This is a genomic window from Microbacterium timonense (assembly GCF_900292075.1).
GTDB classification, from domain to species: Bacteria; Actinomycetota; Actinomycetes; order Actinomycetales; family Microbacteriaceae; genus Microbacterium; species Microbacterium timonense.
The window spans coordinates 230813-251192 of record NZ_OLMV01000005.1 but is presented as its reverse complement, the minus strand read 5'-3'; the positions used below and the strand labels follow the sequence as shown (position 1 = coordinate 251192).

Genomic DNA, 20380 nt, shown 5'->3' with positions numbered 1-20380 from the left:
TCGCTCGGCACCGTTCAGCGGTCGCGCAGCTCCTCGGGCTCGACCACCACGTCGACCAGCGCGCCGTTGCGCCACACCGTCATCTCCATCCGTCGACCGATCGCGCCCTCGACCATGCGCCGCTGCAGCGCCGTCGGATCGGCGATCATGACCCCGGCCAGAGACAGTACGATGTCTCCCGCCCGCACACCCGCCACGGCAGCCGGACTGTCGCGCACGACGGAGACCACCTGCATCCCCACCCGTGAGCCGGCCTTCGCCGCCACGTCGGGGCCCAGGGGGACGGTGGACCCCGCGATGCCGAGCCAGGCGCGGCGCACGCGTCCTGTCGTCCGGAGGGCGTCGATGATCTCGCGGGTCGTGGCGTTGATCGGCACCGCGAGACCGAGCCCGATGCCGGCGACGGCCGTGTTGACTCCGACCATCCGGCCCGCACTGTCGGCCAGAACGCCACCGCTGTTGCCCGGGTTCAATGCGGCGTCGGTCTGGATGACCTCGTCGATCACGCGACCGGACCGGGTCGGGAGTGAGCGTCCCAGCGCCGAGACGATGCCCGCCGTCACGCTGCCGGAGAACCCGCGGGGGTTGCCCAGCGCGACCACGAGCTGCCCCACGCCCAGTGCGGAGGCATCCCCCATCGTGACCGGGGGCGGCGTGCCGCCCTCGGCGTGGAGCACGGCCAGGTCCGAGAGCGGGTCGGCTCCCACCACCGAGGCGGCCGCGACCGTGCCATCGGGGAACGCGACCTCGAGGGCGACGGCGCCGTGAACCACGTGCGCGCTGGTGAGCAGGTGCCCTTCGCCGGTGATGACGGACGCGCTTCCCGCTCCCGCACCCTGCCGCGTTCGCACGCTGACGGCCGCGACCGAGGGCAGCACCGTCCTGGCGACGCGCATGACCGCCGTCGAGTACGCGTCGAGCGCCTGCTGGTCGTCCACGTCACCAGTGTCGACCCGTGACGGATGCCGCGGCGCGAGTTCGCGCACGGCGGACGCGCCGCAAGGGCGCATTCGAAGACGTCACGTCAGGCGGAGCCCTGCTGCGCGGCCGCTCGCAGCATCGCGCGATCCTCGAGGAAGGTGCTCACGCGACGGTGCGTCTCGGACAGCGTCTTCAGCTGCGCGGCCAGTTCGTCGCGGACGCGCTCGAGCTGCTCCTCCACCGCCCGGTGCGCGGAGTCCGGCACGTCGCCGATGCAGGTCAGCACCGACGCGACGATGTCGCGAGAGAACCCCATCTCGAACAGCAGGCGGATGGCGCCCGCGCGCTCGATCGCGGACTCGTCGTACTCCCGGTAGCCATTGGCCGACCTGTCGGATCGGATGAGACCGTGCTTCTCGTAGTACCGCAGCGATCGCGGGCTCACTCCGCTGCGCGCGCTGAGCTCCCCGATCCGGAGGTACGGAGTTGACCTTGACACGGTGTCAGAGTTTAGCGTCGGCTTCGTCGCCGATGATCGCGGCGACGGAGGGAGTTCTCATGTCGGACACGATGCAGCTCGGGAACCGCACGCGCACGTACAGCGTCGTCGGAGCGCCGTCGGGGGAGCCGGGACGCGCCGCCGTGCTGGTCTTCCACGGTTCGAGACAGACCGGGGCTGTTCATCGGGAGTTCACCGGCGGAGCACTCGACCGGCTCGCCGCGGAAGGGCGCGCGGTCGTCGCGTACCTCGACGGCTACCGAGGCAACTGGAACGACGCCCGGCGGGAGAGCTCCTTCCCCGCGCGGCTCGAGCAGATCGACGACATCGGCTTCGCTCGCGCCGTCATCGAGCGGCTGCGCCAGACGCACCACATCGATCCTCATCGCGTGCTCGTCGTCGGGTTCTCCAACGGCGGCCAGATGGTGTTCCGTGTGCTGCACGAGGCTCCTGAACTGATCGCCGGCGCGGTTGTGGTCGCCGCCACCATGCCCGACCCCGAGAACTTCACCGCCGGCTTCTCCACGACGTCGGAGCGCGCGGTGCCGGTGACGCTCGTCGCCGGCACCGCCGATCGCATCGCTCCGTACGCCGGTGGGCGGATGGCCTGGTGGGCAAGGAAGCTCTTCAAGGTCGACGGCACAGCCCTCTCCGCCCACGAGACGGCCGGGTACTTCGCCGCACGCAACGGGATCCACTCGACGCCGGTGACGGTGACCCTCCACACAGGCGAAGGTCGGCGGGCCCGCACGCGCACCACGCGTACGGACTATCGCGCCGCCGGAGTCCCCGCTGTGTCGCTGGTCACCATCGTGGGCGGCGGGCATACGGTGCCCGCCGTGAAGGCCGGCCCGGCGATCCTCGGTGCGACGGGTCGTGACCTCACGATCGACCGGATCGTGGAGCAGATGCTCGACACGATCGGCGATTCATCCCCCCTCTGAGTTCGGGGAGCAGAACCGCGGTCATCCCGGGCTCTTCTCGGCGGCATCCCACCACTCGAGCACCCGTGTGCCGAACAGCGTGAGCCAGCGCGACGGCTCGCCCTCGGCCGCGTCGACGTCGAACCACGTCCGCCCGGCCAGCGGAGTCGTCTGCAGCCACGTGCGGTCCGGCTGCCGTGCCGCGCGGACGACCTCGACGGCATCGGCGAGCCGTGGGTCGGGCGGCCTGCCCTCCCACAGCGAGACGTCACGGAAATGGTCCAGCGCCGCCAGGGCGCTGTAGCGGTGCCGGTTGGGATAGACGAACCGCGTCACGAAATCGCCGACCAGTTCGCCGGTGCTCGCCCGGTACATGAGGCGCCGCGACAGCAGGTACTCCTCGCCACCGTGGCGTGCCTCGCGCAGCCGGGTGTCGCCGGTGATGCGCTCGTACGCCAGGATGCCGCGCGCGGCGTTCAGGGTGGAATGGAACGACGAGCGCACGGAGTCGCCCTCTTCGGCCTCGCAGTTCCACCCACCGTCGGCCAGTCGATGCTGGGGGAACCAGTCGACGAGCCGTGAGACGTCGGCGCCGAGCCACGCGCCGGTGGCCAGGGTGTAGGAGTTGATGCAGACGTCGACCTCACCGCCCCAGTACGGCATGTCCTCGTACTCCCAGCGGGTGTTCGCGGCGAGCTTCTCGGCGGTTCCGGCGAGGACCGCGGCATCCAGTCCCCATTCACGCAGGTCTTTGAGCACCCACGTCGTCGCCACCCACGGCTGCCCGGGCGCCTGGGCCTCGGGACTGCCGAAGAAGCCTGCGGGGAAGAAGGCGCCGCCTGCCCATTGACCGTCGGGGTCCTGCAGGGCCAGCAGCCGCGCGCCGAAGCCCTCGGTGGCCACCTTCGCCCGCGTCGCCTGCCAGACAGCGGGCGGCGCACCCACGAGATCCCGCTCGACCTGCCATCGAAGGGCCGGGTCGGAGTCGAGCAGCCAGTCGATCACCCGCTGGTCCGTTGCCATGCCGGCAGGGTACCCGCCGCATCCGACACCACGGCTCATGCGTTGGCGTCAGACGGCGCGCAGGGAAGAATCGACAGATGCCCATCGTCGACAACGGCGTGTACGTCGCCGGAAAGCGGATCCAGGATCCGTCGAGCCTGTCCGAGACCTTCGAGTACACGCGCGATCACCATGGCATGGCATGGATCGGCCTGTTCCGTCCGTCGCCCAAAGAGATCGCGCAGGTCGCCGACGAGTTCGGGCTGCACCCCCTCGCCGTGGAAGATGCGCTGACGGGGCATCAGCGCTCGAAGCTCGAGCGCTACGGCGACATCCTGTTCGTGGTGCTGCGGCCCGCGCGCTACATCGACGAGACCGAGAGCGTCGAGTTCGGCGAACTGCACGTGTTCGTCGGCCCCGACTTCATCGTGACGATCCGGCATGCCGAGTCTCCCGATCTCAGCAGCGTGCGGCGACGCATGGAGAGGGATCCCGCGCTTCTCGCGCTCGGTCCCGAGGCGGTGCTCTACGCGATCCTCGACGAAGTCGTCGACGAGTACTCGCCGGTGATCGACGGCGTAGAGAACGACATCGACGAGATCGAGGACGCGCTGTTCGAAGCCGGCGGCGTGTCGCTGTCCAAGCGCATCTACGACCTCTCGCGCGAGGTCATCGCGCTTCAGCGCGCCGTGGCGCCGCTGGCCGACATGCTCGAGGGCCTGCAGCGCGGGGCGCCGAAGTACTCCGTCGACCTCGAACTGCAGCGGTCCCTGCGCGACGTGCACGACCACGCGCTGCGCGTCATCGAGAAGACCGCGGCGTTCCGCTCGATCCTCGAGTACGCGCTCACGGTGAACGCCACGATCGTCACCCAGCGTCAGACCGACACCGCTCTCGTGCAGAACGAGCAGGTGAAGAAGATCTCCGGCTGGGCGGCGATCCTGTTCGGTCCCACGCTGGTCGGCACGATCTACGGCATGAACTTCAGGTACATGCCCGAGCTGCAGTGGCCGCTGGGCTACCCGATGGCACTCGCACTCATGGTGGCCACGAGCGTCACGCTCTACGTCGTCTTCCGCAAGCGGCACTGGCTCTGAGCGCACCGCCGACGAGGTGTTGCGGCCTCGCCCCTCAGGTGACGATGCTCAGGTCCCGGTGCTGGTGCATCCGACCACGCTGGTCGAGCTCTACGACGGTGCTGACACCTATGCGGCCCAGGAACGCAAGGTCGTGACTGACGATCAGGAGCGCTCCCCGGTACGCGTCAAGCGCTTCGGCAAGTTGTTCGACGCTGGCGGTGTCGAGATTGTTTGTCGGCTCATCCAGGATCAAGAGCTGGGCGGGTGGGTCGGCAAGGAGGAGTCGGGCCAGCGAGACCCGGAAACGCTCTCCGCCGGAGAGCGTACGGACCGGGCGGTCGACGCTGTCGCCGCGAAGGAGCAGCCGCGCGAGTTGGTTGCGGATGGTGGGGGCGGGTGTGCCCGGTGCGACTGCCTGGACGTTCTCCACCGCGCCGGCATCCTCGTCGAGGCCGTCGAGGCGCTGCGGGAGGAAGCCGGCGAGTTCTGTGAAGAGCCGGCCGTGAGGGCGCCCGGCGACCGGCTCAGTGCGTCGCACGAGCTGCTCGATGAGGGTGGTCTTCCCCGTGCCGTTCGCGCCGATGAGCGCGACGCGTTCCGGTCCCTGGATCACGATCGTCAGGTCCTCGTCCTCGAGTTCCGCGATGCGGCGGCCGCGGGGGACGCCGGGGTCGGGAAGGACGAGGCGAATGTGCTCCTCGACCCGCACGCGGGCGTCCGCGACGTCGACAGCCGCCTGCGCGGAATCCACGTTGCTGTCCAGAGTGGACCGCAACGACCCGGCCGACGCTTGCGCTCTGCTGGCGCGGTTGCCGGCGAGGATCTTCGGGATGCCGCCGTCCTTCTGGGCCTTCTTCCCGGTCCGCTCGCGGCGCGCGAGCTTGGTCTCCGTTTCGATGCGCTGCCGCTTCTCCACCTTGAGCGCCTGCTGAGCGGAGCGAGCGGCCTGAACAGCAGCCGCCTGCTCCTGCTGCCGATGTTCCTTCCACGCGCTGTAGGGGCCGCCGAACGTCTCGAGACTGCCACCGTAGATTTCGGTGATGGCGTCCATGTGCTCCAGCAGCTCGAGGTCGTGACTGACGACGACCAGCGTGCCCGGCCATTGATCGACGAACTCGGCCAGCGTCGCCCGCGTGGCGCGATCGAGGTTGTTGGTGGGCTCGTCCAACAGCGTGATCGGCGTGCGCCGGACGCGCAGCCCGGTGATGGCGATGAGCATGCTCTCCCCTCCGGAGAGCTCGGCGACACGGCGATCCAGGTCGTCAGCCGAGAACCCGATCTGGTGCAGTGCTTCGTCGGCGCGCGACTCGATGTCCCAGTCGTCGCCGATCGCGTCGAAGTGCCGTTGATTCACGTCGCCGGACTCGATCGCCTTCATCGCGTCGAGGATCACCCGGATGCCGAGCAGCTCGGCGATCGTGACGTCCCGTCGAAGAGTCAGGTTCTGCGGAAGATAGCCGACTTGGCCGCTGGTCTGGATGTGGCCGGCCGTGGGCTGGAGGTCGCCGGCGATGAGGCGCAGCAGGGTCGACTTGCCGGCTCCGTTGGGGCCGATCAAGCCCGTGCGTCCGTCGCCGAAGGTTCCGGTGACGCCGGCCAGGGCAACCGTCCCGTCCGGCCACTCGAAGGTCAGATCGCGCAGCGTGATGGCGGATTTCATAGACATGGCAGTGCTTCTTTCTCGGGGTCAACGGCCGACCGGCGTGACGGGGATGAGATCCGAGCCGCGAGGAGCGGTACCCGCGGACGGTGCTGTGAGGTACTTCGCGTGCAGCTGCCCGCAGGCGGCATCGATCCGACCGCCAAGCTGACGTCGTCTGGTCGCGCGGATGCCACTGGCGGTCAATCCGCGGACGAACTCTTCGACGCGCGTGGAGGACGGAGCACGATATTGCCGAGCAGCACCGACCGCCTCGTTGTATCGGATGACACTGACGTGGAACAGCTCGGGTCGGGAGCGGCGGCGAATCAGAGCGGCGAGGGTGGCGAGGTGCTCATCGCTGTCGTTCATGCCGGCGATGAGGAGATAGGCGAGGTAGACCTTTCGGCGATTCGTCGCGGCGTGCCGGTCGAGGATTTCGAGGCTCTGCCCGAGCGGGAACCGCTCCTCGAGCGGGATGATGCCTGCGCGTTCTCGCGGGAACGGCGAGTGCACCGAGAGTGTGACCGTCACCTGCGGGTACTCGGACACGAGGCGTTCCAGGTTCGGCGCGAACCCGACCGTGGACATCGTGATGCGGCGGGCCGACATGCCCGCGTACGCATCATCGGTGAGCAGTCTCAGCGCGTCGAACACGTGCGGGTTGGCGAGGGCTTCGCCCATGCCCATGAACGCGACGCTCGCCGGTCGCGGCTGCCCTGCCCGCCTCCACCACGGGTGCATGACCTGAGCGACGATCTCGTCCGCCGTGAGATTTCGGATCAGACCGACCGCGCCTGTGGCGCAGAACGTGCACCCCAGGCCACATCCAGCCTGAGAGGAGATGCACATGGAGTCCCACCCCGCTCGATAGTGCGACACGACGGTCTCGATGCGTGCCCCGCTGTCTGAGACGAACAGCACCTTCTCCACCTGCTCGTCTCGCTGCACGTGCATCAGCGTCAGGGGGTGCAGTCGGGGACCGAAGCGCTCGGCGAGCTCCCCCCGAAGCCGCGCCGGAAGCGCAGAGACGTCCGCGAAGGTCTCGGCAGTCGAAGCCTGCCAAGCGGCGACCAGCTGACGGAACCGGAACGCCGGCTCGCCGGCCTGCGCGAGGTGCTCACGGATGCGCATCCACCGACTCCGTGTCGTCAGGGTCGGGTTCATGTGTCACCGCCGGACATGGACCAAGCCACACGACCGCGGGAGACGTCGCATCGCCGGCGTTCGCGGTGCGCAGGCGTGCTCCTTCCACGGTCGGGGTCGGTGAAGGTGCGGCACGCGGGAGCGTCGATCTTCCCGCGGGCGGGACGTCGACGTGTGCGAGAACGGGAAGTGCGGTGCTGCATGGCAATGCCTTTCGTGAGCAGGTTGAAGAGCCAGCGGAACTGGCGGGACAACCGACCCCGGGGCGGTCATGTGCGGACGTGCGGGAAATCGCCCAGCGGAAACAACGTGCACCCCGCCACGAAGAGGTGGAGAGTCTGCTCAGCTGTCACGAACGTGGCGAGGCACCGGAAGGCGGAATCGCCGTGCGCGATCATGCGCTCGGGGACCGAGGTCGGTGGGTGCGAACATGCCGGTGCGATTCACGCGACATCGACGCCCGAGAGCGGGCGGACGCGCGCGAACGTGTCGAGCGTACGAAGACTCGCCGAGACGGGCGATTCCGAAGGCGCGAGAGTCACCGACAGTTCGGTGACTAGGGTCTGTCTACCTCGGTCAGTTCCACGCGGTCCACCGTACCAGCCTCCTCGCCCACACGATCGTCAGCACCGTGAGCATGTGTGGCATCGATCCCACATTTGCGGCAGACTCGACGGGTGACCCGGATCCTCACACTCGACGGCGACGACTGGGAGTTCCGCGAGGCGCTCGGCGACACGTGGGAGTGGTACGTCTCCAAACCGGTCGACCGGCGCAACAGCGTCACGCGGGCAGCAGGCGCGAACGCCTGGCTCGACGGCCGCGTGCCCGGGTCCGTGCTCGACGACCTCGTGCGCGCCGGCGAGGTGCGCGAACCGCGATACGGGCGGCGCAGTCGTGACGCCGAGTGGGTCGCCGACCGGCACTGGGTCTATCGCCGGCTCGTGGAGCTTCCACCGCTTGACGCGGACGATGACGTCTGGGTGGCGTTCGACGGCATCGACCCGGGAGGCCGCATCTTCTGGGACGGTGAGGAGATCGGCACCCTCGACGGGCTCAACCGGCCGGCGTGGCTCCGGCTCGCCCGCGCCGGGGACGAGCGGGTCCGCGAGCGCGATCACACGCTCTCGGTCGTCGTGCTGCCCGCGCTGGACACCGAGCCGCAGGTCGGGCGCACCGAACGGGTCCGCCGCCTCGCGCCGCGCGTGGGCAGCGGCTGGGACTTCGCACCGCGGCTGCGGCATCAGGGAATCTGGCGCAGCGCCCGGCTGGTGATCGGTGCGGCTGCCCTCAGCTCCGTCAGCGCGCGCACCGCGGTTGATCTAGTCGAGCGCCGTGGCACCGTCGTCGTGGATGTCCTGGTCGACGCCGGCGCAGGATCGGATGCCGCACCTCCGGCGACCGCGGAGCTCAGCCGCGACGGGGCCGTCGTCGGCAGCGCGAGCGCGCCGGTGTCCGGCGGCGCCGCGCGCGTCGTCCTCGAGCTGCGCAACGTGGACTTGTGGTGGCCGGCGGGCATGGGCCCGCAGACGCTCTACGACCTCCGCGTGACGGCGGGCTCGGACACCAGAGAGCTCAGAGTCGGCTTCCGGGACGCACGCCTGGCACCGAACCAGGGCGCGCCCGCGGGCGCGCTCGGTTACACGGCCAGCGTCAACGGCCGGACCTTCCCGCTCCTCGGATGGAACTGGGCGCCCGTCGACCTCATGTTCGGGGCCGTCGATGCCGCCCGCACACGTCACCTGGTGGAACTCGCGGCCGACTCGGGCGCACGCATCCTCCGCGTCTGGGGCGGCGGCCTCGTGGAGTCGGATGAGTTCTACGACGCCTGCGACGAGCACGGCCTCCTGGTGTGGCAGGATCTCAGCCAGTCCAGCTCCGGCATGCAGAGCTCGCCCGCGTCCGATCCCGAATTCGTCTCGCATGCCGTCGAAGAGGCGGTGGCCGCGGCAGCGCGGCTGACGCGGCATCCGAGCCTGTTCCTGTGGTGCGGGGGCAACGAGCTGGAGGACGACGCCGGACCGCTGGACGAACGCCGCTCCCCCGTGCTCGCCGCGCTGCGCCAGGCGCTGTCCACCGTCGACCCCGACCGCGCGTGGCTTCCCACCTCACCCAGCGGCCCGACCTTCCACCATCGCCTGGATCGCATCCGGGCGGATCCGGAGGGGCAGCATGACGTGCACGGCCCGTGGGAGCACCAGGGTCTCGAACAGCACTACACGCTCGCGAACGCGGGCACGAACCTCGCCCACACCGAGTTCGGCGTCGAGGGCATGGCGAGCCTGCGATCGCTGCGCGCGATCATCCCGCCCGCCGAGCTGTGGCCGGCCGACCGCTCGAATCCGACCTACCGGCACCTCGGCGAATGGTGGAACAACGCCGAGCTCGTCTCCGCGTGCTTCGGCGAACGCCTCATCGATCTCGACCTGATGCAGCGGGCCAGCCAGTGGCTGCAGACGACCGGCCTGCAGTACGCGATCGAGGCCGACCGGCGCCGGTGGCCACGCTGCAGCCTGGTGCTGCCGTGGCAGCTGGCCGAGAGCTTCCCCAACGCGTGGTGCACGAGCGTCGTCGAGTGGTCGGGTGAGGCCAAGCCCGCCCTCCACGCGGCTCGCCGTGCGTTCGGGCCCACCCGTGTGACCGTGCGGACTCCCCGTGCCGCCTGGGACGGGCACAGCGAGCTCGCCTCTGAGGCGTGGGTGTGGAGCGAGCAAGAGGTGCCCGCCGGGTCCCGCGTGCACCTGCGGCTCCGCGATGCGGCCGGCACCATGCTCGACGAGGTCTCCTCCCCAGAGCTCGACACGGTGACCGTGCCGAGCGCTGCGGTCGCGTGGACCGCCGCACGCCCTGCCGCCGCCGGCATCGTGATGTGGGAGGCGGAGTGGGTCACCTCCGACGGCTCGCTCCTCGATCTCGAGCGCACCGTCGCCTCGCTCGGAGCGGACCTCACCCCGCTCCTCGACCTGCCTGCCGCCGACGTGAGCGCAAAGGTGCACGAGGACGGCGATCGATGGCGGATCCAGCTGACGCACCGGGGCGGCGGCGCGCTCATCGGGCCCGTCATCCACGACGCGCGTCCGTGGGGCTCCCCCGGCCGGCTCATCCTGCACGATGACCCCCGACCGCTGCTGTCCGGCGAATCCCGCACGCTGTGTGTGCGGTGGCGCGACGTCCCCCCGCATGCGCGTGCGCTCACCCTCGACGGCTGGAATCTGCGCCCCCTCACGCTCACCCCGACGGAACGGAGCACCACCCGATGAGGACCGCGGCGTCCGCTGGGCGAGAGGCCTCGGGCGCCTTCGGCTGAGCGGATGCCGCGGCGCGGCGTCAGGCGCCGGGGTCGTCGGCCGACTCCGCCTGCCACGACCGCCACAGTGCGCCGTACTCGCCTCCCATCGCGATGAGCTCGTCGTGGGTGCCCGACTCCACGATCCGCCCGTCGCGCATCACGATGATGCGGTCGGCATCCCGCGCCGTGTGCAGCCGGTGGGCGATCGCGATGACGGTGCGCCCCTCGAGCACGCGGTCGAGCGACTGTTCGAGACCGCGCGCGGCGCGGGGGTCAAGCAGCGACGTCGCCTCGTCGAGCACGAGCGTGTCGGGGTCCAGCAGCACGAGCCGGGCCAGCGCGACCTGCTGCGCCTGCGCGGGGGTCAGCACCACACCGCCGGAGCCGACGACGGTGTCCACCCCGTCCGGCATCGCGCGCACCCAGCGCAGCGCACCGACAGCCTCGAGCGCCTCCTCCAATTCGCTGTCGCGGGCGTCCGGGGCCGCGAGGCGAAGGTTGTCGGCGAGTGTCCCGACGAACACGTGATGCTCCTGTGAGACCAGCGCGACATGCTGGCGCAGCACATCCAGCGGAATGCGCATGACGTCGGCGCCACCGACCCGCACCGTGCCGGCGGAGGGCGCCGTGATGCCGGTGAGCAGCCGCGCGAGCGTCGACTTGCCCGACCCCGACGGGCCGACGATCGCGATCCGCTCTCCGAGGCGCGGCACGAGGTCCACATCGCGCAGCACGTCGACACCCTCGCGATACGAGAAGCGGATGCCGCGCGCCTCCAGTTGCGCACCGTCCGGCGTCTCGTCGGCACCGGGCCGGTCGGTGGGCACCTCGGCCACGCCCACGATCCGCGCCAGCGCCGTGGAACCGACCTGCAGCCGGTCCATCCAGTTGACGAGCTCTTCGACGGGACCGGTGAGCTGCATCGCATAGAGGGCGATCGAGGTGACATCGCCCACGGTGGCCAATCCCTGCCCCGACAGGTACGCGCCCCACAGCAGGACAGCGATCACGGGGAGGAGGAAGCCGAGGGTGGTCAGCGGATACCAGACGCTGCGCAGGCCGAGCGTGTACCGCTCCGCCGCGTTGCGCGCTGCGAGCGCGCGGTCGATCTTCACCCGCTGCACGGGGGCGAGATCGAGTGCGTCGATGGTCCGCGCACCCTCGACGGTCTCGTTGACGACCCCGACCAGGCGCCCGTACGAAGCGAGCTGGCGACGGTAGCCCGGGCCGGACCTCTTGAGGTACCAACGGCTGCTGAGGGCGATGAGCGGCACGCCGGCGAGGATGGCGGGTGCCACGAGCGGGTTGATGATGAACGCCGCGCCGAGGGTGAGGATCACCGTCATGCCGGTCACGAGGATCCGGGGCACGCCGAACCGCACCGTCTGCGCGACGGCGTCGACATCGCTCGTGGTGCGTGAGAGCAGGTCCCCGGTGCCGGCCCGCTCGACCACCGCCAGCGGCAGCGAGGTCACCGTGGCCAAGAAGTCCTCGCGCAGCTTGGCGAACACGGATTCCCCGAGGCGCAGCGACCAGAGCTGCGCGAACCGGGTCACGAGCGCCTGGGCGACGACCGCGCCCGCCAGTGCCGCGAACATGAGGTCGATCGTGGTCATGCCGGCGGTGCCCGACGACAGCGCGTCGATCATGCGACCGATGACCCACGGGCCGACCAGACCCGCCAGAGCGGCAGCCGCGTGCAGCGCGATCACCAGGAGCAGCTCGCCGCGGTGGCGTCGCACGAGGCCGCGAGCGACCTCGCGGATCCTGTCGCCTCCGGCGACCGGCAGCGCCGTGTCAGTCATCGCCGGGCTCCTCTCGCACGGTGCGGATCGCACCCGTCTCGGTCGCCTTGGTCCAGAGGGTCTGGATGGACCCGGTCCACGGCGCGTCGAGCTCTTCACCCGCCGGCGGCTCCGCGTCGCTGGTTGTGCGCGCCACGATCCGCCGGTACCGCGCTCCGACCGGGTCGTCCCGGCGCAGCAGCTCCGCATGGGTGCCGGACCCGACCACGCGGCCGTTGCGCATGACGTGGATGACGTCCACGCGATCCAGCAGCAACGGGCTCGCCGTCACCAGCACGGTCGTGCGCCCGGCGCGCGCACGATGGAGCCGCGCCGCGATCGTCGCCTCGGTGTTGGCATCCAGCGCGCTCGTCGGTTCGATCAGCACGAGGACCTCGGCGTCGGTGAGAAGGGCGCGGGCCAGACTCAGCCGCTGGCGCTGGCCGCCCGAGAGCACGCTGGCACGTTCGGGCACGTGCTCCTCCAGACCAGCGGGCAGCGCCTGCACGGCGTCGTCGGCCGCCGCGATGCCCAATGCCTGGTCGATCTTGGCCCGCCGCGCCGACGGCGATGGCGCACGATCGGGAGCGCGCACACTCTGGACGTCGAGTCCGTCGCGCAGCCTGCCGGTGAACAGGTGCGGGGTCGCGTCGCTGACGACGATGCGGCGGCGCACCTCCTGTACCGGCACGCGCGTGTGATCCACGCCACCCCACAGCACGGGGGCGATCGTGTGCTGCCGGTCGTCGAACCGGCCGAGGCGCGTCGCCACCGTGGCCGCGGCATCCGGATCCTCGTCCACGAGCGCCGTGAACACCCCCGGTGCGATGACGGCGCCCGAGGCCACGTCGACGATCTCGGCGCTTCCCTGCGGCGCCCGCTCCGGGTGCTCAGGGTCGCGCACTGCCCGCTGCACCCGCAGCACATCGAGCACGCGACCGGTCGCCACGAACCCCCGCGCGAAGGCCTGGCTCGCCTCGACCGTGGTGCGCAGGGGCACGATGAGGAAGATCGAGTACCCGTAGAACGTGACGAGCTCGCCGGGGCTGATCTCGCCGGCCAGCACCAGCCGCGCGCCGAACCAGACGACGGCGGCCACGAAGAGACCCGGCAGCAGGATCTGGAGCGCGTCGAGCCATGAGCCCAGGCGCGCGACGTCGACCGCACGACCGCGCAGATCGGACGATCGCCGCGCATAGCGCTGGACGAACTGCTCCTCACCGCCGATGCCTCGCAGCACCCGCAGCCCCACGACGGTGTCGGCGGCGAGTTCTGTCAGGGCCCCCTGCTCGCGCCGCCAGGCCGCCTGCCGTCGGGCGAGCGGGCGGACGAAGAGGGTCAGCACCGCCACGAGCACCGGCATCCCGAGCAGGACGAACAGCCCCAGGGCCGGCGACGTGAACATCGCGATGACGCCGACCGCGACGTAGGCCACGACGCCGCCCGAGAACCGCGCCGTCACGTCGAACATCTCGCCCACGCGCAGCGCGTCGTTGGCGACCGTGGAGGCGACCTCGCCGGCCGAGCTGTCGGCGGCGATCGCGGCACCGGTCTCGGCGCTGTGGTAGCCGATGATCCGGGAGACACCCAGCGACGAGCGCAGCCAGTTGGACACCGCCATGCGATGGCGCAGCACGGCGAACAGCGCCTGGAGGACCGCCACGACACCGAGCGCCGCACACCAGGGCAGCACACCGCGCACGCCGGCCGCCAACCCGGCGTCGATCGCCTGCCCGAGCAGGTACGGCCAGACCACCTGGCACAACATCCACAGCACGCCGAAGAGCACGCCTCCGGCCAGCGTCGCCGGCTGGCGCGCCGCCTGCCACAGCAGCAGGCGCAGCGGGGAACCCGTGGGCGCCTGAAGAGAGCTCACGGTCTGCGCGCTCCTTCCCTTCCGCACGAGCGTCGCATGGTGCCGGCCGCCGGGATCATCGGGGATCGAGCAGGACGTCGGCGGTCCCCGCGGCGGGCACGGTGACCGAGACCGCAGGCTCGCCGGAGCGAGTGACCGACGCCGTCACCTCGACGGCGGAGATGTTGCGCAAGCGCGCACGGACCGCGCCCTGCGACGTCGGACGCAGCTCGACCAGGAGCGCGTCCGCCGGCGTGATCGCCAGCGGCGCGGTGACCGGCCGGGCGGGCGGTGCGATCGTGTGCCGCGCCTGCAGCGGTTCCAGCAGGTCACGGCCGTAGCGCCGCACATCGGCGGCGCCGAGGTCGCGGACCGGGCGGAACCGGTAGCGGAAGCGGCGGGTGACCTCCTGCCGTGCCTGGAAGTTCGTGAAGTGCAGGTTGTTCATGAGCCAGCTGTTCACGTGGCCGATCGGGGCGTCGAGCCGGGCCGCCCACTTGCCGGTGTGGAAGCCGCCCAGTTGCACGAGGGGTGCGTCCAGCGATCCCCACAGGATGCCGCCACCGCCGCCGCGGACGCCGACGGCGTGCTGGATCGAATACCAGTCCTTGCTCGTGTCGGGGAGCTGCTCGCGGTCGGCCGCGAACACCGCACCCGCGGTCTCGAGGAGGAACTCGGGCTCCGTCACGGCGAACGGGAAGGCGACGAACACGCTCTCGGGGTCGAACCGTTCCGGCTTGGTCACCCGGACGTCGAGGTCGATGTCGGCGGACCCGTCGGCGATCACGAGGGTCGAGGTGATGCCCGGGATGCCGGCGACCGTGGTCTCCCACACGATCTCGGTCACCGCGCCCGAACGCCGCACGCGGACCGGCCCGTCCCCGGCTGCGACCTGCCGGTCGAAGAGCGGACCGGGGTGTTCGGGGTGGAAGAGTTTGGGCGACTCGGTGATCATCGGATGCCGTGACCCCGGCCGCACCACCTCGTCCACGATGGCGCCGAGCCCCGCCGGCGCAGCGGGGTCGATGAGCTCTCGTCCGTCCGTGGTGTCGACGAGCGACACCACCCCGCCCCGGGCGGGGTCGACGGTCACCAGGTAGCGTCCTGCCGCGATCGCGCCGGTCGCCGGCTCCGCCTGCGCCGGCTCCGGGACGGGGAGCACCGCGACGCCGAACGCGTCCACATCGGCGAGGACCCGCACCCGTCGCACGCCGGCGACCTCCACGTCCACCAGCTCCCGGCGCGCGGCCTCCGTCGGGTTGACCACCACGACCGCGTCAGTCCGGCCCTCGGCTGTCCCGCCGCCCGCGTACGCGTAGCGGAACCATCCTTCGATCGCGAGATCGCGAGCATGGTCGAAGGCCTCGTAGGCGAACGCCGACTTGGCGTTGTGATGGGAGTGGCTGAAGGTGGAGTGCGGCTTGGAGTACGTCTCCCAACTTCCCCACGTGTGCTCGCCGTACAGCAGCAGCTGCTCGTCGACGTGGTCGAGGGTCTCGGTGATCTCGTCGTGCGGCCGGAGGCGCACGGGTCCACGACGATAGCCGAGCACGTCGAAATGCGGCACGGACTCGCCTCGGGCAAGCGTCGCGAGTGAGAGCGTGCTCTGCGCCGCGCGGGCGAAAGTTCGCGCCTCGCGGTAGACAGCGACCTCTCGCGCGGTCGAGCCGTGCCCGTGCGACCACCAGTCCGCCCATTCGCCCCGCACCGTCGGCACGTCGAAACCGCCGGCCTCGGCCTGCAGGGCATCGAGCGCCTGATCGATCGTCGCGGTGCGCATCGGGCGGTCGGGATGCCGGGCGTTCCAGTGGCGGACCACGTCGAGGAACAGCACCGTCGGCCACCGGTTGTCGTTGCCCGCATGAACGACGGCTCGGGTCCACGGGTAGTCCTCGCGGCGTTCGAGCTCGTCGACGAATGCAGCGATGTGCTGCTCCGCGAGGTCCACCTCGCCGTCGACGATCCCCCACTCCTCGCCGAAGCCGTAATGGGTCGACAGCCACACGAAGACGCGCCGGCCGGACGGCCCCTCCCACCAGAATCCGCTCGGCTGGGGGAACGGGGGCCGTCCGTGGTCGGGGTTGAGGGCCATGACGAGCCGCGTGATCCCGGCATCCGTCATCTGATCCACCGCGCCCCACGACAGCCCGTTGACGTCGCCGTGCTGCTGCGTGCGGACCTCGACGCCGGCGGCCCGGATGCGCGCGAGCTGCGCATAGGCGGCGTCGAACTCGAAGGTGCTCGGCAGCTGCGTCATGTTGAGGTAGCCGCCGGTCACGGCGATCGTGCCGTTCTGCGACAGCTCAGCCAGGCGCCGGACATGGTCGGGGAGGGCGCGCTTCAGGAACGACAGCACGGGCCGAGACCTCGAAGGTCCACCGGAAGCCGTCTGGCCCATCGGCCCGGTTCTCGTCCGCGAGCTCGAGCACGCGGTCGACGATGCGGCCGTGCATCGTGTCGATCAGACGCGGGCTGTTCGTGTAGCCGACGTCGTGGTGGGTGTGGCCGATGAGGAGGATCTCGCGGATCGACATCGTGCGCGTGGTTCCGTTTCCGTGGCGAGGGTGTTTCCAGCTGGCGGGGGACGAGCAGGGGCGGGTCGACCGGAGTCGACCCGCCCCCGTTTCCTCCCGGAGTGCGAGTGCCGTCTGTCAGCCGGCGGTCGCGTTGTCGTAGGCCCGCATCGCGGCGGACTGGGCGTCCTTGAGGGCGTCCTCGATGGACTTGTCACCCAGCAGGGCGGCGGTGATGGCGTTGTTCAGCTCGTTCTGGATGTCCTGTCCGGCCGGCGAAGAGCCGAACGACTGGCCGTAGTCCAGCACGTCGTAGTACGTCGAGATCGTCTGGTCGAAGCCGGCGTTGCCGCTCTCGACGACGTACTCCTCACGCAGCGACTGGTCAGGGCCCGGCGAACCGGTGAACAGGCCGGTGTTGATGCCGCCGTCCTCAGCGCGCGTCTCGGCACGCGCCGCGCCGGCCGCGGCCCACGCGTCCTCGTTGGTGAGGTCGATCATCCAGGCGCATGCCGCCGCCGGGTTCTTGGCTCCGGCGGGGATCACGAAGGCCGTGCCGCCCGACACCGAGAACGGGTTGCCTTCGCTGTCCTTGAAGGGCACCGCCTCGATCTGGATCTGGTCGACGTAGGGCGACAGCACGTTCGGGTACCACTGGGCGTTGACCTGCGCGCCGACCTGGTCGGTGACGTACTGGTTGTTGTCGCCGAAGGTGTCGAACGAGTCGGTGAAGCTCTTCACCGCCGCGTAACCGCCTTGCGCGTCATTGATCTGCTTGAGCAGCTCGACACCCGCCACGTTGCTCGGGTCGTCGAGCGTCGGCTTGCCGTCGGCGTCGGTGAGCTGTCCCCCCATGCCGAGGACCCACAGTGCCGCCTGGCCCGTGGAGACCGGGTCGAAGCCGAGGCGCGTAGGCACCCCGCCGGACTCCTGGTACATCTTCGCGATGGCGCCCAGCAGCGCGTCGGGGTTGGACGTGTCGATCTCTTCGTTCGTCACGCCCGCCTGGTCCATGACGCGCTTGTTCAGGATGATGGCCGGCGGCTGGTAGAACTGCGGGACCGCCCAGATGGCGTCGTCGTAGCGCACGTCGTCGACGACGAACGGGTACCAGTAGTCGTCGGGGCTGACGTCCTGCGCTTCGAAGCACTTGTCCAGCGGCATGATGAGGTCCTGCGCCGCGTACTGGGTGACGTACCGGCGGTCCATCTGCACGACGTCGGGCACGTCACCGCTGGCAAGGCGCGTGGTGAACTTCTGGGCGTCGAACGCGGTGGCGTCGAGGTCGACCTTGACGTCGCTCAGCTGCTCCGCGGCGTAGTCGAGGCGGGACTGGCCGACGTCGTCGGCGTTCTCGAAGCCCCACGCGGACATCGTGCCGGTCGGTTCGGCCGTGAAGTCGACGTCGCCGGCGGCTTCGCCGCCGCCACCGCCGCCGCCACAGCCCGCCAGCAGGACAGCGGACGCCGCGATGGCGGCGATTCCGATAATGCGCTTGCGCATCTGTTTCCCTTTCGATCGGGGCGGCTTCGCTGCCGCCGCCGCGTGAGGGGTTCCTGTATGGGAACCTTCCCACATGACGGTACCCACCAGACGGGGGTCCAGCAACGGTTCAGCCCGCGTATTTATTGGTTTGTGATGTGTACGTTGTGGAATCGATGTCAGTAAGACGGAGGCATCCGCTCAGCCCTTGCGTCCCTGCGTGGCGACACCCTCGATGAAGTACCGCTGCCCGAAGGCGAACAGGATCAGCATCGGCAGCGTGACCAGGAGAGCGGCGACCATGACGTACTGGTAGTCGCCGTGACCGCCGGCGGTCGGGCTGTACTTCGTCATGGCATAGGCGATGCCCAGCGGCGCCGTGAAGTCGTCGACGGACCCCGCGTTCAGGTAGATCAGGGCCGACTGCAGGTTGTTCCAGCTGGCCTGGAACTCGAACAGGAAGACGATCACGAACGACGGGATCGACAGCGGCATGGCGATCCGCCAGAACAGCCCCCAATAGCTCGCACCGTCCAGGCGCGCCGCCTCGAACAGCTCCTTGGGCAGCCCGAGATAGAACTGGCGCTGCAGGAAGATGTAGAAGGCCGAGCCGAAGAGGTTCATGCCCCACAGCGGCACCCAGGTGCCCAGCAGCCCGGTCTCCTTCCAGATGAGGTAGATCGGGATCATCGTGACGGCGCCCGGGAGCATCATCGTGGCCAGCACCAGACCGAACAGGATGTTGCGGCCCGGGAACTTGAAGTACGCGAAGCCGAACGCGACGATCGAGCTCGACACCGCCACCGCCGTAGCGGCCAGCAGCGCGATCGCGATGCTGTTCCACATCCAGCTGAGGAGGGGAAGCTGGTTCCAGACCTCGATGTAGTTCTCGGGGACGAAGGTCTTGGGGATCAGCGCATTGTCGAAGACCTCGCCGCGAGGCTTGAAGCTCGCCGCCAGCAGCCACGCGAACGGGTACAGGAACAGCAGGGCGAACCCGACGAGGACGATCGTCAGCACGATGCGCCCAGCGAATGACTTCGGCTGTGCCATGTTGCGACGCCAGCGTGAGCGCTTGGGCACGGTGACCGCGACGGTGGCGGCCTCGGGCGCGGGCCGGGACACGCCCGGGGTCTGCAGCGACGCCGACATCAGCGGTCTCCCTCGTAGTAGACGAAGCGGTTGCCGAACTTCACCTGGATCACCGTGATGATCATGATGATGACGAACAGCAGCCAGGCCATCGCGGCGGCGAAGCCGAAGTTGAACTGGCGGAACGCCTGCTGGAACAGATAGATGGCGTAGAAGAGGGATGCCTCGGGTGAGGCGTTGCTCTGATCCCTCCAGAACAGGATGTAGGCCTGGTCGAAGACCTGGAAGGCCGCGATCGACAGCACGATGACGTTGAAGAACATGGCTCCCGAGATCATCGGCAGCGTGATCGAGAAGAACTTGCGGATCGGTCCGGCGCCGTCCAGCGACGCGACCTCGTAGAGCTCCACCGGGACGTTCTTCAGCGCCGCGAGGAAGATGACCATCGTCCCGGCGACCGTCCACAGCGTCATGATCACGATGCTGGGCTTCACCCACGCAGGATCCACGAGCCACTGCGGTCCCTCGATTCCAAAGAAGCGCAAGCCCTGGTTGATGGCACCCGTGTTGCCGTTGAGCAGCAGGAAGAAGACGGCCGCCGTCGCGACCGCGGGAGTCATCTTCGGCAGGTAGTACAGGGTGCGGAAGGCGCCGGCACCGCGGCCGACGCGGTTCAGCAGCATGGCGAGCGTCAGCGCGAAGATGATCTCCAGCGGCACCGCCATCACGACGTAGAACAGCGTGTTCCCCAGCGAGACGGCCACGCGTGGGTCTTCGAAGAGGTTGGCGTAGTTGGTGACACCCACCGGACGCGCCGTGTTCGTCGCGAGGTTGTAGTTGCTGAACGAGATGTACAGGCTGTAGATCATCGCGCCCGCGGTGAACACGAGGAACCCGATGATCCACGGCGAGATGAAGAGGTACCCGGCCAGCGCCTCGCGCTTGTTGTAGTGCACCTTGACCTTGGGCGGCCGTTCCTTGCGGCGCGGGCTCGGGCGCCTGCGCTCCTTCGTGCTGCCGGAGGCCTCTTCGAGCGCTTCGACGACCGCGTCCGGCTGCGACGTCACGCTCATCGCGAGGCCTCGCTCTCTTGATGCCCGGGGCGAATCTTGTTCGTCATCTCACTCTCCACGTCGAGATGTGGCATCGTTACCAC

15 protein-coding genes are annotated in these 20380 nt (G+C 69.7%); 3 read left to right on the top strand and 12 right to left on the bottom strand.

Translation table 11 applies throughout. The annotated features are described in order from the left end of the window. Positions 1-14: 14 nt before the first annotated feature. Entirely contained in the window at positions 15-938 is a 924-nt protein-coding gene (locus C9992_RS14885) for a S1C family serine protease (protein ID WP_235008259.1), read from the bottom strand. A gap of 86 nt (positions 939-1024) precedes the next feature. Continuing rightward, a complete protein-coding gene (locus tag C9992_RS14880) occupies positions 1025-1420 on the bottom strand; it encodes a MerR family transcriptional regulator (RefSeq protein ID WP_106816406.1) in 396 nt (131 codons plus the stop codon). Between the two features lie 59 nt (positions 1421-1479). On the opposite strand from C9992_RS14880, the gene C9992_RS14875 reads away from it, so the two are divergent. Further along, on the top strand, positions 1480-2364 hold the full coding sequence (locus tag C9992_RS14875; RefSeq protein WP_106816456.1) for an alpha/beta hydrolase family esterase: 885 nt from the start codon (positions 1480-1482) through the stop codon (positions 2362-2364). 21 nt (positions 2365-2385) lie between these two features. Here C9992_RS14875 and C9992_RS14870 read toward each other — a convergent pair whose 3' ends face one another. After that, complete coding sequence (locus C9992_RS14870; RefSeq protein WP_106816405.1) at positions 2386-3366, bottom strand: squalene cyclase; 981 nt, start codon at positions 3364-3366, stop codon at positions 2386-2388. A 77-nt stretch (positions 3367-3443) separates the two neighbouring features. Here C9992_RS14870 and C9992_RS14865 point away from each other — a divergent pair, with 77 nt between their 5' ends. Continuing rightward, entirely contained in the window at positions 3444-4442 is a 999-nt protein-coding gene (locus tag C9992_RS14865; protein ID WP_106816404.1) for a magnesium and cobalt transport protein CorA, read from the top strand. Positions 4443-4476: 34 nt separating this feature from the next. Here the strand turns inward: C9992_RS14865 and C9992_RS14860 are convergent, their stop codons facing one another. Together C9992_RS14860 and C9992_RS14855 are read right to left on the bottom strand one after the other, a co-directional pair. After that, positions 4477-6090 (bottom strand): ABC-F family ATP-binding cassette domain-containing protein, encoded by a 1614-nt coding sequence (locus C9992_RS14860; protein WP_106816403.1) that lies wholly within the window; start codon positions 6088-6090, stop codon positions 4477-4479. Positions 6091-6111: 21 nt separating this feature from the next. Further along, positions 6112-7197 carry a radical SAM protein gene (locus tag C9992_RS14855; RefSeq protein ID WP_235008258.1) on the bottom strand — a complete coding sequence of 362 codons (1086 nt, stop codon included), beginning with the start codon at positions 7195-7197 and terminating at the stop codon, positions 6112-6114. Between the two features lie 689 nt (positions 7198-7886). Here C9992_RS14855 and C9992_RS14850 point away from each other — a divergent pair. Further along, positions 7887-10469, top strand: coding sequence for a glycosyl hydrolase 2 galactose-binding domain-containing protein (locus C9992_RS14850; protein ID WP_106816401.1), 2583 nt, complete (start codon positions 7887-7889; stop codon positions 10467-10469). Between the two features lie 67 nt (positions 10470-10536). Here C9992_RS14850 and C9992_RS14845 read toward each other — a convergent pair whose 3' ends face one another. The 7 genes from C9992_RS14845 to C9992_RS14820 all read right to left on the bottom strand — a co-directional run bounded on the left by C9992_RS14845 (position 10537) and on the right by C9992_RS14820 (position 20297). After that, complete coding sequence (locus C9992_RS14845) at positions 10537-12303, bottom strand: ABC transporter ATP-binding protein (RefSeq protein ID WP_106816400.1); 1767 nt, start codon at positions 12301-12303, stop codon at positions 10537-10539. Beyond that, positions 12296-14158, bottom strand: a complete 1863-nt coding sequence (locus tag C9992_RS14840; RefSeq protein ID WP_235008257.1) for an ABC transporter ATP-binding protein — start codon at positions 14156-14158, stop codon at positions 12296-12298. The genes C9992_RS14845 and C9992_RS14840 overlap by 8 nt, the downstream gene beginning before the upstream one ends. A 55-nt stretch (positions 14159-14213) precedes the next feature. Further along, the gene (locus C9992_RS14835) at positions 14214-16493 is read right to left on the bottom strand and encodes a polysaccharide deacetylase family protein (RefSeq protein ID WP_235008256.1); all 2280 of its coding nucleotides are present in this window, start codon (positions 16491-16493) and stop codon (positions 14214-14216) included. Further along, positions 16441-16671: a polysaccharide deacetylase family protein gene (locus tag C9992_RS18445; RefSeq protein ID WP_235008255.1), complete on the bottom strand. Its 231-nt coding sequence runs from the start codon at positions 16669-16671 to the stop codon at positions 16441-16443. The genes C9992_RS14835 and C9992_RS18445 overlap by 53 nt, the downstream gene beginning before the upstream one ends. A 117-nt stretch (positions 16672-16788) precedes the next feature. Then, positions 16789-18153, bottom strand: coding sequence for an ABC transporter substrate-binding protein (locus C9992_RS14830; RefSeq protein ID WP_106816399.1), 1365 nt, complete (start codon positions 18151-18153; stop codon positions 16789-16791). Positions 18154-18333: 180 nt separating this feature from the next. Further along, positions 18334-19284: a carbohydrate ABC transporter permease gene (locus C9992_RS14825; protein WP_106816398.1), complete on the bottom strand. Its 951-nt coding sequence runs from the start codon at positions 19282-19284 to the stop codon at positions 18334-18336. Then, positions 19284-20297 carry a carbohydrate ABC transporter permease gene (locus C9992_RS14820; protein ID WP_235008254.1) on the bottom strand — a complete coding sequence of 338 codons (1014 nt, stop codon included), beginning with the start codon at positions 20295-20297 and terminating at the stop codon, positions 19284-19286. The genes C9992_RS14825 and C9992_RS14820 overlap by 1 nt, the downstream gene beginning before the upstream one ends. Positions 20298-20380: the final 83 nt, after the last annotated feature.